This is a genomic window from Thermococcus sp. (assembly GCF_026991495.1).
Taxonomy (GTDB): Archaea; Methanobacteriota_B; Thermococci; order Thermococcales; family Thermococcaceae; genus Thermococcus.
Map to the genome: position 1 here is coordinate 14,056 of NZ_JALXBJ010000021.1, position 14,136 is coordinate 28,191.

Below are 14,136 nucleotides of genomic sequence, written 5' to 3' on the forward strand. Positions count from 1 at the left end.
TTATCTTTTTTCATTTGGAGGTATATACAACTCGTTAATGAGCCCATCATCTTTCTTACAACTTCTCTCGTTTGTGAATGTATGGTTGTTGATGTAGTTTGTATATTGTTGCAGGAAATCTCAAAGCTTTGGCATCATTTTTAGAAAAGCATTTAAACATTAAGTTCTAAATAGGATATGGTGAAAAGGGTGTGGGATGAACTTTTGAGGAAGCTGGTTTCCATCCCCTCCCGGTTCGGTGAGGAGGGTAGAGTATCACAGTTCATAGGCTCCTACCTTGAGGAGCACGGCCTGCCCGTTGAGTATCAGGAAATCGAGGGTTTTGGAAGCAACGTTATCTCCCGTATAAAAGGTAAGAGAACCACGGTGGTTCTCAACGGTCATATGGACACCGTTGGTCTCTCCGATGGATGGACGAGGAACCCCTGGGGTGAAGTGGAGGGGGACCGTTTCTACGGCCTCGGGAGCGCCGACATGAAGGGCGGGCTCGCCGCCATAATCTCCGCTTTTGTAGAGGTGTCCAAGCTCCCGAGGAGGAAGAGGCCCACCGTTGTGTTCACTGCAGTCGTTGACGAGGAGGGCTACTCCCGGGGTGCATGGCGGCTCATAGAGAGCGGCTCAATAAAGGACGCCGACGTCGTCTTCGTGGCCGAGCCCACAAACGAGGCGGTGATGCTCGGGGCCAGGGGAAGGTTCGTTCTCCATCTGAAGGCCCATGGCAGGAAAGCCCACGCCGCACGGCCCGAGGAGGGCATCAACGCGATAGAGGAGCTCTCCAGACTCACCTCGTACCTGCCGACCGTGAGGATGAAAACCCACAGACGCCTCGGCAGGGGTTCCTACTGCACCCTCTACATCCACGGTGAAGCGGACGGTCTGAGCGTTCCCGACTACGCCGAGGCGATAGTTGACAGGCACGTTGTGATCGGGGAGGACTGGGATAGGATAGAGGCCGAGGTAAGGGCCGCCATGGAGAAGCTTGGAATAAAGGCCAACATCGAGGTCAGCCGCTTTAACAGACCGACGCCGGAGATGCCCCCCTACGTTGTCAGGGACAACAACCGCTTTGCCTCCACGTTGATTAGGGTCTACAAGTCCCTCTGGGGGGAGGAACCCCGGAAGACCTACGGAAAGAGCGTTGGGGACTTCAACTACTTCGGCGCTTACTTAGGGGTGCCAACCATCGTCTTCGGCCCGAGGGGCTCAAACTGGCACGCCGCAGACGAATGGGTCAGCCTCTCCTCCGTCCAGAGGGTTCAGATGACGTATGTGGAGCTTATGAAAACCTTAGGGACTTCAAGGGGGATGCTCACATAACGCAGCACTCGTAAATTATCTCAACGTCCCTCAAAGTCTTTGCCCACTCTATGATTTTCCTCGGCGGGTTTGTCAGCCTGTTGACGCCAGCTAAAACCGCCCCCCTGTCGAATTCCAGCCTCCATTTTCCGAGCGGACGCATACAGCCGATGCTCAGCTCGCCGTCAAAGCGCTCCCTCGCGTACCTCACCACGTCAAGGCTCTCCTCGACGGAAGGCTTTGGAACGTTCTCCATCTCGGTTCCCTTAGTCGGGATGAGAACGTCAAGGACGAGGACTTTTAGGGGGTACTTTACCAGCAGGTCTATCGCCTTATACTCCCAGTGTATCCTCCCAAAATCCAAACCGATGGTTATGTGGGGCGCAACCATTATCCCGTTCTCTGTGAGGAGATCGAGTACCCTGAGGTAGTCCCTGACTGTTTTGTCTATCTTGTAAACTCGCTTTATCACCCCGTCGTCGCCAACGAAGTCGAGGGAAACGACGTCAACCCAACGGAGCCACTTCAAATCGTTCTCGTCTATAAAGCCGACGTGAGCGTTGAGTTTAAGGTTCGTGCGACGCTTTATCTCCCTTATCTCGTCGGCGTAGAAGTCGAGGGGCACTTTTAGGCGGCCGTCCATCCCGCCGCTCAGCAAACAGCCGAGGTAGCCTCTTTTAGCAAGGTCGAGGCAGTAGCTCAAAAGCTCCCCCCGCTCCGGCTTCTTCATGCCCTCAAGGTAGTGCCCCCCGCAGTGGGCGCAGTTCAGGGCACAGGCACTGCCCGTGACGGAAACGGAGGGAAACTTTATGCCCGGGATGTAGATTTTGAGCTTTCTTCTCTCGGCCATTGAAACACCGTTCCTCTTCTCTGCCTGTTCAGAAAAAGATTGGGAGAATATAATGGTTTTGGGACAAAAATGGAAAAGGAAATCACTCCCGTTCTTTCCCGCGGTTCTTGAACAGCGGCCACCAGGCCTTCTCACCGAAGAGGCTCATGAAGGCGGGCCCTATGAAGTAGACAGCCATCGTCGCCGTCAGCAGTATCCCCGCTGCCAGCGCGAAGCCCATCTCCCTCATTCCCCATGTGCTGCTGAGCATCAGCGCCCCGTAGGTGCTCGCTAAAACAATCGAGAGCCCTATGACCAGCGTATCCATTGTTCCAGCGGCGACGATGAGGGACTCGTCCGGCTTCCTGCGCTCGAACTCGTCCCTCGCTTTGACCAGGTAGAAGCTGTTGTAGTCTATGCCGACGCCCATGAGCACTACGAAGACCATCAGCGGGAGGAACCACATGACCTGCTGGTTGAAGACCTTCTCGAAGAGCCACGTTGAGACCCAGATGCTCGTCATGACGCCGAGGAATATCGTGCTCATCGTCGAGGCAACCGCAGGAAGTCCCTTGAGCGTCGGTATGAGCGACAGTAACATGAGCACCAAGGCAACCGGAATTATCCTGTGCCAGAAGATGTCGTTTATCCTGTCCGAGAGGTCCATTGAGAGCGCCGCTCCGCCGCCGACGAGGCCGGCCTTGATCCGCGGGTTCTTCGCCGCCAGTCCCCTGACATAAGCTCTGAGCTCCTTCACGAGCTCCCTGGCCCCCTTGTCCGTTGGTCTGTAAACGCTCTCCACCTGGATCATCACCTTGTCTCCCTTTGAGGAGATGAACCTGTCGCCGCCGAGGGCCTTTATCGCTGAGAGCGTTAGGTTGCTGACGGGTTCTCCATAGGGCCGCGTTGGCGAGTAGACTGCCTTAACTCCCTTCATCGAAGCTATGTGGGCGGTCACCTCGTCTATGAGCTTGAGGTCGTCGCCGGTAACGTTGCCGTTGAACTCGATTATCACGTAGTTGGGCGACATCAGCGATGCGCCGAGCTTCTCCTCGCTCAGCTTCATGAACTTAAGCGTGTCGCTGTCCTTTGGAAGGAAGAGCGTCAGGTCGTGCGTCCCCTTGAATGTCAGGAATGTGTAGGTAGCGGGCGTCGCTATGAGGAGCGCTATCAGGAGGACGACCTTGGCGTGCTTGATGACCCACTCCGCTATTCTGCTCCTCTCGTGAACGTCCATGGCGCTTACGTGCTTTATATGCCTAGGCCACCAGAACCAGCTCTTGTCTCCTATCAGTGCTGTTATGGCGGGGATGAAGGTGAGGCTCGCGATGAGCACCGTGATTACCGCGAGTGGTGCTATTATGCCCATCTGCTGGAATATCGGGAACTCCCACGCTAAAACGAAGCTGGCGAAGGCTATGATGTCTGTGAAAGCACTGGCCAAAACGGCATCCTTAGCCCTCCTCAGAGCCTCAGCAACGGCTTTCTCATGCTCGTAGCCCTCGGCAACGTACTCCTTAAAGCGGTGGACGTAGTAGGTCGAGTAGTCGATACCGAGGCCGAGGGCGGTCGTAATGGTCAGCATCTGGGCCCAGCTCCCGATGTTCAGTATTCCACCCCTCGCGAGCAGGTACGCTATTCCCAAGGCTGTCAAAGCGGAGGTCGCGACGCCGGTGAAGGGCAGGAAGGTTGCGAGCAGGGCCATTCCCATCAGGATGAAGAGGACTATCAACGCCATTATCATGCTCGCCTTCGTCGTCGTGGCGTTGTCCCTCTTTCCGTACTCCGTCATCTCGTGCATCTGGATCGGCGTTCCCCCGAGGGCGCCCTCGACTTTGGGGAAGTACTTTCCGAACTCCTCAAGGGCTATTCCCTTTACGCGCGTTGCGTTTCCGGCCCTGTACAGGTAGAGGTCGTCGCTCGGTCCCGGCTTCCCGTGGGGAACGAAGGTGATTAGCATCGTTGTGTTGTCCTTGCTCTTGAGCATGCTTAAGTAGATACCGGCCTTCTCCTTCACCGTCGGGAAGAGCTCCTCAGTCAGGGGCTTGACGTCGTTGGGGGTTATCTTGCCCGGATCGTCCTTGAATTTAAAGGCTATATCCGCGAGCTTTGTGGCGTTGAAGGTTATCTTTATGCCGTAGGGGTTGTTGCTCGCGTAGGAAGTAACGAAAGACTTCACCGTCTCCTTGACGAGCTTCTCTATCTCCCCACCGCTCATCGGGTAGTTCTTAACTACTGCCTCGGTGACGTTCAGGAAGAGCCCCTTGAACTCCTCCGGTGCGCTTATGTTGCTCATCCTCTCCCTGACTCCCCGGAGGAAGAGGTTCTCTGCGAGCTCCCTCGGATCTGAGCCTTCGTAGAGCTTCCTCACAATGGTGGAGACGTTGAAGTTTGCCCCACCGCTCATCTTTGAAGCCAGCGCCGAGACGACCTTCACCGTTGCATCCTCAAGCTTCTCACCGCTGATTATTCCTTCGGGGTCTTCTGTGGCCGTTTTGACGATGAGCTCTGCCACATCGCCGGCGTTCGGGAGCCCGGCCTTCTCCAGTTGCTCCGTGAGTCCGGCCTTAAGCATCCCAATGGCGATTTCACCGAGAACCTGGGGGTTCCCGTTGCTCTCGTAGATGCTCCTCAGCAGGTTCTCGTCAACTTTGACTCCCATCTTCGCCGTCATCGCCTTGAGGACTGAAAGGGTGGCGTTTTCAAGAACGGCAGGGTTCCTTGAGAGAACCGCTGTGGCGTTTCCGTCGTAGGCCAGAACGGTGTCAACTATGAGCGGGGCGAACCGGGAGGCTTCGCTTGGAAGGTTCTCCTCCATGCCCGAGAGGAGGAGGCTTCTCTCAAGCTCCTTCGTCGGCCCCTCAATAAGGAGCTCCCTCAGGACTTCCCTCGCGTTCGGAAGCTTTGAGATGGGGTTGTTGGGGGCGCTGCCGATGAAGGAAAGCGCAACCTCAACGGTAGCGTTCTCGACTGCCCCGGCGCTTGGGTTCGGCCCGAGCGAGATTGCGGTCTCTACTATCCCGGAAAAGCTCTTCGCATCAAGCTCACCAAAGCCCCTCACAACGACAGTCTGGTTGGCCTGCGCTATGGCCTTTGGAAGGCTCTGGAAAGCAGAGGTAGCTATTCCCGCGACAGCTTTGGCCAGCTCCCCGGGAGACATGCCCTGGAGGGCGTACTCGCTCCTGGCCCTTCCGTCGAATGCCCTAACACCGAGGTAGAATGCCCTTCCGTAGGCCTCAACGAGGGGGGCCTGATCAGAGGACGAGCCTGCTTTTACGATCCCCTCAGTGACGTTGGCGAGGAACGCATCGGTGATAGCTTGGCTTCCCGCCTTTGAGTAAACGGAGTAAACCGAGTTGAAGACCGCGTAGACAAACTCTGGAGTTGTTCCCGTCTGGTTTGCTATCGCCCCCGCCTCGGCCTGGGTGAGGTTTCCCCTGCCGTAGGCTCCGCCCGCGAGGAGAGCCCTGTGAACTGCTATAACCCCCATGTACGTCCTTCCGTAGGTTGAGTTGAGCACGTAGAGGCCGCGGTTGAGGTTTGCGAGTGTGGAGTTAAGGGATCTGAGCATTTCAGCAGTGGAGGTCAGGTTTCTCCCGAGGGCAACGTAAGCCGTATCCGTTTTGTTTAGCGCGTTCCTAAGGAGGAGGGTCTGGTTGTAGATGGATGTAACGTTCCTCTTTAAGGTCAGATAGCCCCTCGCCGCACCGACCAGGCCTTTCCTCACCATGGCCGTCGTGTTGTCGAGCTGGAACGTCGCGTTGAGGAGCCTGCCGAAGCCTTCGTTGCTCTGGACTGCCGTGGAGTAAAGGACTCCCGTGAGGTTTGCGGTCATCATCGTCAGGTTGAGGGTTAAATTGGAGGTCATGTTCCAGAGCTCGTTGAGGGCGTCGTAGTAAGAGGTTACGTTGTCGGCGTATTTACCTTCGACCCGCTCCTTGAAGGCGTAATAGGCCTCTTTGGCCCTCTCGTCGCTGACGCTTATGTTCGTGATGAGCAGGTAAGTGGTGTTCTCGTTCTGGGCCCTCGTGAACTCCTTTGACATTATGTCCTGCACCTTTATGGACTCTATCTTGTGGGAGACCATCTGCTCCTCGCTGTAGTTGGTGACCTTGCTCAGCTTGGCCGCGAGGGGGCTCATGAGGATTATCACCACTATCCAGGCGAGGAGCACGAGCTTTGCGTGCTTTGCTATCCACTCGTTCCAGGCCATCGCAACCACCCCAAAGCCTTTTAAACGGTTATCACATATGTGTCAATTGTAAATCTGTCCTTTCAGGATATGTTTAGTTCAGACATATATGGGACGGGTGAAGTTTATAAGCCTTTCGCAGGTGGTGAGAGCATGTCCGCGGACTCCAGCCTCGTGAGGAACCTCTTCACCGTCCCCCTGAAGAACCTCATACTCCTCATCATAGGCCTGAAGGGGGAGGCACACGGCTACGAGATACTGAAGGAGATAGAGAAGGTTACCTTCGGCAACTGGAAGCCCAGTCACGGGAACCTCTACACCATGCTCAACAAGCTGGCCGAGGAAGGTTTGATAGAGCCGAGGGAGGAGTACAGGGGAAAGAGACGCGTTGTCAGGTACGCGCTTACCGAGCGGGGCTGGCTCTACCTGAGGGAGGCCAACGAGCTCGCCCTGAAGTCCCTCTACTTAGCGGTTCAGTACCACGAGAGGCTCCGCGAGAAGCTCAGGGAGATGGGTTACGGAAAGGAGATTCCTGCCGAGGCCATAGGGGAGTACGTGAAGCTCCTCGACGGCATAATCGGCGTTTTGGAGGAGAAGAAAAGGGAGCTCGAAGAGCTGAAGAGGAAGAAGGAGCTCAGAGGAAGGGGTTCCTGAACTTCCGCCCCGGATAGACGGCTATGCCCTCAAGCTCCTCCTCTATCCTTATGAGCTGGTTGTACTTGGCGTTCCTGTCCATCCTCGCCGGGGCACCGGTCTTTATCTGGCCCGTGTTGAGGGCAACGGCCAAATCGGCTATGAACGGGTCATCGGTCTCGCCCGAGCGGTGGGAGACGACTACTCCCCAGCCGGCCCTGTAGGCTGTGTAAGCCGCATCAATGGCCTCGCTGAGCGTCCCTATCTGGTTGACCTTTAGAAGGAGTGCGTTTGCCGCTCCCATCTCGACCCCCTTCCTTATCCTCTTCGGGTTGGTGACGAAGATGTCATCGCCGACGATCTGTATCTTGCTTCCAAGCTCCCTCGTTATGAGGGCGAAGTTCTCCCAGTCCTCCTCGTGGAAGGGGTCCTCGAGGGAAACCACGGGGTAGCTCGATACAAGCTCCCTGTAAAGCTCCAAAAGCTCGCCGCCGTCGTATTCCTTCCCAGCCACGACGTACTTCCCGATGTCGGCGTGGAAGAACTCGCTCGAGGCAGGATCCATGGCGAAGGCTATCTCGTCGCCCGGTTTGTAGCCGGCCTCTTCGATGGCCTCGATAAGGAGTTCGAGCGGCTCGTGCGGCTCCTTCACCGGGGGTGCGAAGCCGCCCTCGTCGCCGACGTTTACGGCGTCTTTGCCGTACTTCTCAGCGATGACGCCCTTTAAAACGTGGTAGGTCTCGGAAACCCACCTTATTCCCTCGCGGAAGCTGTCGGCTCCGACCGGCATGATCATGAACTCCTGAAAGTCGAGCTCGTTGCCGGCGTGTACGCCGCCGTTTATGACGTTGCTCATCGGGACGGGCATTACGTAGGCGTTGGTGCCTCCGATGTACTGGTAGAGCGGGAGACCGAGAGCGTTTGCCGCTGTCCTCGCAACTGCTAAGGAAACGCCGAGGATCGCGTTTGCGCCTAGGTTGCTCTTGTTCTCGGTGCCGTCGAGTTCGAGCATTAGCGTGTCGATGTCCCTCTGCCATGTGACGTCCATTCCTATTATCTCCGGCGCGATTATCTTGTTGACGTTCTCAACGGCCCTTCTAACGCCCTTGCCGTGGTAGCGCTTTCCGCCGTCGCGGAGCTCAAGGGCCTCGTGGGTTCCCGTTGAAGCACCGCTCGGAACCGCTGCGCGTCCCATGCTGATCGGGGTGTAGACCTCGACTTCAACCGTCGGGTTGCCCCTGCTGTCGAGTATTTCCCTCGCTATTACGTTCGTTATCTCGAACGGGTTCTCCATACCAATCACCTCGGGTGATAACTCCATCGGGTGTCTTATAACGGTTTTGAAGGGAAAGCTTCAAACGCGCTTGAAGCCATGGTGTCCCTTAAATATGATGACACCGAAGTGGATGGTGGTGAAGTGCATGAGGCTCATCGCCGGGCTTGTGATAATACTGCTGATGCTGTCCCTTCCCCTGGCGGTCGCCTGTTTCAGCCCCAGGGATAGGTATGCCGTTGAGGTTGTTCTAAACAAGCCCGGGATAGCCTACAACCCCAATGCAACGGTTCCAGGCGTTCTTAACGTGGGTAAGAGGAGCTTTGTCATGAGGCTCTGGAACGGAAGCGATGGCCTTCACGTGAGGGTGGAGATCCCTCAGAAGAGGAAAACCGGGGCTTACTGGAGCTACTCCGGGGTTCTCGTGATCACTGGGGGGAACCTGAGCCAGCTGACGAAGATGGGCTGGGTCGGAACGTCAATGGTCAAAAACGGTTCGAGCGTCAACGTCTTCAAAAAGGGCAACGTAACGCTCAAGATCAGCTTCCCGAAGAAGGAGTGCAGTTCCGATTCGGACTGCGCCACCGGGGGCTGCTCCGGCGAGATCTGCGCACCCAAGTGGGAGGCGGGAAAGATCGTCTCGCCGTGCGTCTACGCTAAGTGGTACGACTGCCTCAAGCTCACGAGCTGCGGCTGTGTGAACGGAACCTGCTCGTGGAAGCCGAACCCGGCCTTCGAGAAGTGCCTCAAAGAACATGGGGTCGACCCCAACAGGGTGATAAGGGCTGGGAGGGTGAGGATTGAGGCAACGGGGCCAAATCCCGAGGAGCTTGAGAGGGCTCTTAAGGAGTTCTTCAGCGTTGTGGGAATAAACTGCACGAGGTTAAGCCTCGTGTCCGGCTCAAGGGAGGGACCAGCGTACAGCCCGGAGGAAGTGAACGCCTCCAAAGTCGTGAAGGCGGCCCTCAACGAGCTCCTCAGGAACGGCGCGGTAAAGGGGCTCAGCGATCGGGACATAGGGGAGATCTCGGAGATAGCAAACTGGGGTGACGCAGGTTGGAACTCCCACATAGGCTGGTACGAGACCAAGAACGGGACCTACGCATGGGTACCCTACGACGAGAGCAAGGATCCACAGCTCGTGAGGTGCGGAGGAGGTTCAGGAGCAGGAAACGCCTCAACTGGCTGGGTTGGGCCGCCGGTTCAGAGCAACGGCTCTTCATCTGGTGGAGCACGTCCCGGAACCGGTGTCCTCAACCCGGGGAGCGGGCCGAACGTAACGCCGGGCAGCCAGGCGGCGGAACCCTATGAACCGAAGACGAATGCCGGGGGAGTGAAGGCCATCTGCGGCCCGGCTCTGATCTTGGGAATTGCAGTATTAGTGGGGATGATAAGGAGGAGAAGGTAAGTTTTTCTTGGCTTTTTCTGCTTTTCTCTTTTTGTTTGGGGAGTAGTCCTATTTTAAAAAGGTTTATAAATACTTATAACATGTTGATAGCGAATACTTATCGAGAGATGAGCGCATGAAACGGACAATTGGCATATTAATAATTTTCACCGTCCCGGCTCCGGAGGTGGTCTCGTGAAGTCTAAATCGCTGGTATCTCTGTCTCTTTTGCTCCTCTTTCTTATCTCTGGACTTGAAGTTCCCCATGTCAGTGCCGGAGAGGAAATAACTGCCCCGGTGCCCCTCTACCTGCTGACGAGCAACTTCACGTATCAGGTGTACGTTGCTCCCCCCTGCTTTCAGTATCCCGACAGGTATCTCGTTGAGTACGCGGTGATCAACGGAACGATCTGGAGGATTGAGGGCTCCCTCTACACCGGCTGCAGGAACGTCTCGGGAATCGAAGTCAGGGTCACTGGAGTGGAGAATGAGAGCGATGAAGCACTTGCCTCTTTCATTAGGGGCTACTTCCACCTCGGGAACGATTCCCCTATGAAGCTCCTTCGCATGAACGTGTACACGAATACTCCCATCACCGTCCCGGTAGAACTGCGTTCCGAAAACGTTACGGTCTCCTACTCCCCCTACAACTCCACCCACGAGCTGGTTGAGGTCTCGGTTTCAAACATCACCCTCGGCCTTGATTTTGGAGGCATTCTGAACGATACCGGGGATTCCTACCCGCTCCCCGGCAGAATTCTTGTAAAGTTTCTCGTTAACCGGAGGAGCGGCGAGGCATATCTGATCGACGGGGACGAGAAAACCCCCGTGGGCTTTCTTCCCCTCGTTCCGTTCGCAAAGAGCCCCAGGGATTTCTGGGAGAGGATTCTGAATTCAACCAGGTTAACGATGGATTCCCTGAAGAGGAACCCCTGGATACTTGAGAACATCATCCAGAAAGTCCGACTCTCAAACGACACGGAGAAGGCCTCAACTCTCATCTGGAACTTCGTGCTCAACCTGACCCCCCAGATGTTCCAGGATAAGTCGGTCTATCTTGGGGTTCCTCTGTATTTCAGCATGAGGGACGGATATCCCCTTGAGTACGGCGGCCTCTGGAGACCCTTTGATTCTCCCAATGCCACTACCGTTAACATAAAATTGTTTGACCTGATACCGCAGAACGTTACAGTCAGCTCGCTCAGGAAGTACCTCTCCACGGGGGATGAGAGCGCCCTACTGCCCGCGATAAAGGCGGCCCTCATCTTTCACACCCCCACCCCAATGGAATACGGTGTGGGTGACATGTACGCCCTCGCGGACGTGCTCTTTCCTCCCTTCCAGTATCGGAACGATTCGGAGCTGCTCACGATTCCGCTTCCGGGGGAATACCGGAGGATGCTGAACGCGAGCTATCTGATAATCTCGGCGTTCGATTTTGCGAAGGGATACATCCACGTGCGCTACGACCCCACGTTCTTCTCCCCGGATGATTTCCAGCTGAAGGACTGGAACAAAACCTACTCCTGCATTGATTACGTGGAAAGCGAGGTTCAGAACAATCTGACCAACACGATATGGGGCTTTGTAATGGACAACAGGGTAAAGCCGGGGGAGCTGGACGGGATATACCGCATCGTTGAGAACGGAGCCGAGATGTGCGGGGGCGTTAACCTGAGTGCCCTCCGAAATGCTTCACTTACAACCTCGTCCTCCCCAGGGAATAAAACATCTCCGGGGACAAAAACTCCTGAGAATGAAGCGGGCTCCCCACAGAGAAAAGGCAGCCCCTCAGACAAGGGAATATGCGGCCCTGCATCGTTGCTCGCCTTAACTGCCCTACCCCCTCTGATGAAAAAGAGGAAGAAATGACCCTTTCTTTTTTTATCCCCCGCTGACCGGCGGGAAGAGGGCCACAACGTCCCCCTCTTTCAATATCTCATCAAACCTCACGTAGCGGCCGTTCCTTGAGACGTTGACGTCAGCGAGGTCGTCGTCCTCCGCGAAGACCTCGGTTTTAAGAACCGGATGGCGCTCCTTCAAAACCTCTATCAGGTCCATGACCGTTGCCCCCTCGGGGAGCTCCACCTCTTCCTCCCCGGTTCCGACGAGGGATCTGTACCGGGCGAAGTACCTAACCTTTACCCTCATTCCGCCCACCAGAGGGAGTAGGTTGGGGGTTTAAAAAAGGATTGTAAGAAGTGAGAAGGTCAAAGGGTCACTCGATGACCGATGCGAAGGCAAACTTTCTCTTAACTGAGTTGATAACTATCTCCACCTCGTCGCCGACCTGGGTGTTCGGGACGAAGATAACGAAGCCCTTGATCTTGGCGATGCCGTCACCGCCCTTACCAAGGCTCTCGATTCTGACCCTGTACCTCTCCCCAACCTTAACGGGGGCTTCGTTTCCATATCCACCAAACCTGTCTCCGTACATATCCAACACCAACTTTCCAACTTTGGGCTCTCCAGGGAAGACTCCGAGAAGAGCCTCACCCCCGGTTCGCGGGAGAGTATATAAATGTTTGGGTGCCCGCCAGCTTTTCAACCAGCTCGACAACCTTCGGAACTGCCCTCTTGACCTCCTCGCTCAGCTCCATGCCGAGGTCTATCTCCTTCGTGGCAACGCCTACGAAATGCACCTCTGCCCCCGCCAGGCGCTCATCGAGTTTCATGAGAAGCATCAGACCCTCCACAGCCCCCATGAAGTGGGCGCTCCTTATCTCAGCCTTCAGCTTCTCAAAGATTTCTCTGCCCTGCAGGTGAATTATCTCCCCAGGTCTAAGCTCATCGCTTAAAATCGCGTCGATGATTATCAGCCTGCCCTCACCCTTATAGTGATTCTGAAGGAGGAAGATGTCGGTTCCGACCTCAAGGACGTTGTAGCCTTTCTCCGCTAAAATCCTGCCTGCCCTAAGCCCGACGCCATCGTCCTTCATAAGTTCGTTGCCGAGGCACAGTATCAGCGCTTTCTCCCCCGCCATCACCTGCTCATTCCCCGAAAGGTTTATATCTCTATCCGTGACTAATTTAAGTGTTAATTGAAACTTTTTCGAGGGGGTGATGGCATGAAGAGGAGCCTGCCCATCGTTCTCGTCCTGCTGCTCCTCATCATCATGGCGAGCGGCTGCACCTTTAAGGTTAGGACCGGCGGTGGCGCCAGTCAGTCCTTTTCCCTGAGCGTTATATCCCATCCCAGCTCAGGGGTCGTTAAAGGCTGGGACGCCGTGCTCCTGAAGCCGGAGGTCTACGCTATTCTCCACAACCCGGACAGGGAGGTAGCCTACGGCAGGCCACAGGTTCTCGTCTTTCTCAAGGTTTCGAGCGACGTTGAAAACCTCTCCGCCCCTTACCTTGGAAACAGCACCTACCTTGTCCCCCCGTGGGCCTTTCACAGGTTCGGTGACCGCATGCAGGCGACCCTGACTCTGACTCTGAAGAACGGCACGCCGGGGGACGTGGAGGTCTCCTACCGCGGCCTGCCGGGGAAAACCGTGGATCCGATTGTAAACCTTGAAGTCGTAAAGCTCAACGAGAGCGCCTACAAAGTGCTCCTCCTTTCCTTCACTCAGCCAAGCTTCAGCGTCCTCGGGGAGTCCTTCAGGGTTCTCCCCAGGCCCATCAACGGCACGGTCTCCTTCCACCGTCTTCCCTCCGTTAAACTCCTTCGGCCCGGCGTTTACATAGTCCCCGCGGAGAACACCGCCACCACAGGGAATGCTGTCCTCAGCGTAAGCGTTAACCTCCTTGAGCTCTACGTTTCCCGGGACGGCCGCAGTGCCTTCGTTGGAACCGTCGGCTTCCCCTACGATAAACTGGGCGGCTGAGCTTTCTTTTTCCACCGCTATGTTGTCTCGGCAACTGACCCCACCGCGCAAACCCCGGAGGATGGAAGGGAACTTTCTCAAGCTCTCATCCCAATGAGTTGAACCCCTTCCTCCTCCGCCGGAACCTTGAAATCCTCATCGAGGGCCGCCAGGGAAAAGCCGTGCTCCATGCAGGTTGCCAGGATTAATGCATCGTTCGGGAGCATGGCGTATTTGCGGATTAGGTCTTTTGCTATATGAGAGGTCTTCTCACCGAGTTCCACAAAGGCGTATTCCTCAAGAGTCTCAAAAACCAGGTCGATCTTCTGGGGCAGTTTTTCAGGCTTTCCCTTCAGACTTCTCGGAGATATACCTGAATAGAAGCCGAGAAGTAGGTAAACGACCTCACTGAAAACTATCGGGTTAATGAAGAGAACCACATCTGAGTCCATCAATCTCAAGAGAATGTCCTTGGCTTTGGGATTTCCCTTGAAATACTCAAGTAGAATCGAGGTATCGAGAAAGACGCCCTTCATACATCTCCCTCTTTATTTCCTTCCATGTTTTGTCCGTTTCGAGTATTCCGAAGAGCTTTTCCATGTTTTCCTTTAACTTTCGCCTGTCTCGGAGGTATTTGGCCATCTCCTTAACCTCTTTTTTGAAAGCCTCCTCGTAGCCATCGGGAACTACAACATGAATGACAACCTCTCCCATCTTCCT

At 55.6% G+C, this 14,136-nt stretch carries 13 protein-coding genes; 5 read left to right on the forward strand and 8 right to left on the reverse strand.

Annotated elements, in window-relative coordinates; translation table 11 throughout:
- Positions 1-189: 189 nt before the first annotated feature.
- Positions 190-1,317, forward strand: a complete 1,128-nt coding sequence (locus tag MVB78_RS02145) for a M20 family metallopeptidase (RefSeq protein WP_297487483.1) — start codon at positions 190-192, stop codon at positions 1,315-1,317.
- Here the strand turns inward: MVB78_RS02145 and MVB78_RS02150 are convergent.
- Positions 1,310-2,146, reverse strand: coding sequence for a radical SAM protein (locus tag MVB78_RS02150; protein WP_297487372.1), 837 nt, complete (start codon positions 2,144-2,146; stop codon positions 1,310-1,312). The genes MVB78_RS02145 and MVB78_RS02150 overlap by 8 nt on opposite strands.
- A gap of 82 nt (positions 2,147-2,228) precedes the next feature.
- Positions 2,229-6,338: an MMPL family transporter gene (locus MVB78_RS02155; protein WP_297487374.1), complete on the reverse strand. Its 4,110-nt coding sequence runs from the start codon at positions 6,336-6,338 to the stop codon at positions 2,229-2,231.
- A gap of 132 nt (positions 6,339-6,470) precedes the next feature.
- On the opposite strand from MVB78_RS02155, the gene MVB78_RS02160 reads away from it, so the two are divergent.
- Positions 6,471-6,971 carry a PadR family transcriptional regulator gene (locus MVB78_RS02160; protein ID WP_297487376.1) on the forward strand — a complete coding sequence of 167 codons (501 nt, stop codon included), beginning with the start codon at positions 6,471-6,473 and terminating at the stop codon, positions 6,969-6,971.
- On the opposite strand, the gene eno is transcribed toward MVB78_RS02160, so the two are convergent.
- Complete coding sequence (gene eno, locus MVB78_RS02165; protein WP_297487484.1) at positions 6,952-8,244, reverse strand: phosphopyruvate hydratase; 1,293 nt, start codon at positions 8,242-8,244, stop codon at positions 6,952-6,954. The two genes, MVB78_RS02160 and eno, sit on opposite strands and share 20 nt — an antisense overlap.
- Positions 8,245-8,371: 127 nt before the next feature.
- Here eno and MVB78_RS02170 point away from each other — a divergent pair, with 127 nt between their 5' ends.
- Both MVB78_RS02170 and MVB78_RS02175 read left to right on the forward strand, forming a co-directional pair.
- Entirely contained in the window at positions 8,372-9,631 is a 1,260-nt protein-coding gene (locus tag MVB78_RS02170; protein WP_297487486.1) for a CGP-CTERM-anchored Cys-rich protein, read from the forward strand.
- A 174-nt stretch (positions 9,632-9,805) separates the two neighbouring features.
- Positions 9,806-11,482, forward strand: a complete 1,677-nt coding sequence (locus MVB78_RS02175) for a hypothetical protein (protein ID WP_297487378.1) — start codon at positions 9,806-9,808, stop codon at positions 11,480-11,482.
- 12 nt (positions 11,483-11,494) lie between these two features.
- On the opposite strand, the gene MVB78_RS02180 is transcribed toward MVB78_RS02175, so the two are convergent.
- The 3 genes from MVB78_RS02180 to MVB78_RS02190 form a co-directional block, all read right to left on the reverse strand.
- On the reverse strand, positions 11,495-11,761 hold the full coding sequence (locus MVB78_RS02180) for a ubiquitin-like small modifier protein 1 (RefSeq protein ID WP_297487488.1): 267 nt from the start codon (positions 11,759-11,761) through the stop codon (positions 11,495-11,497).
- Positions 11,762-11,828: 67 nt separating this feature from the next.
- Positions 11,829-12,047, reverse strand: coding sequence for a TRAM domain-containing protein (locus MVB78_RS02185; protein WP_297487490.1), 219 nt, complete (start codon positions 12,045-12,047; stop codon positions 11,829-11,831).
- A 55-nt stretch (positions 12,048-12,102) separates the two neighbouring features.
- Positions 12,103-12,594 (reverse strand): hydrogenase maturation protease, encoded by a 492-nt coding sequence (locus MVB78_RS02190; RefSeq protein ID WP_297487380.1) that lies wholly within the window; start codon positions 12,592-12,594, stop codon positions 12,103-12,105.
- An 84-nt stretch (positions 12,595-12,678) separates the two neighbouring features.
- Between MVB78_RS02190 and MVB78_RS02195 the strand changes: the two genes are divergently transcribed.
- The gene (locus MVB78_RS02195) at positions 12,679-13,437 is read left to right on the forward strand and encodes a hypothetical protein (RefSeq protein ID WP_297487382.1); all 759 of its coding nucleotides are present in this window, start codon (positions 12,679-12,681) and stop codon (positions 13,435-13,437) included.
- 77 nt (positions 13,438-13,514) lie between these two features.
- Here the strand turns inward: MVB78_RS02195 and MVB78_RS02200 are convergent, their stop codons facing one another.
- Entirely contained in the window at positions 13,515-13,952 is a 438-nt protein-coding gene (locus tag MVB78_RS02200) for a type II toxin-antitoxin system VapC family toxin (RefSeq protein WP_297487384.1), read from the reverse strand.
- A complete protein-coding gene (locus tag MVB78_RS02205; RefSeq protein WP_297487386.1) occupies positions 13,915-14,130 on the reverse strand; it encodes a hypothetical protein in 216 nt (71 codons plus the stop codon). Before MVB78_RS02205 ends, MVB78_RS02200 begins: the two co-directional genes overlap by 38 nt.
- Positions 14,131-14,136: the final 6 nt, after the last annotated feature.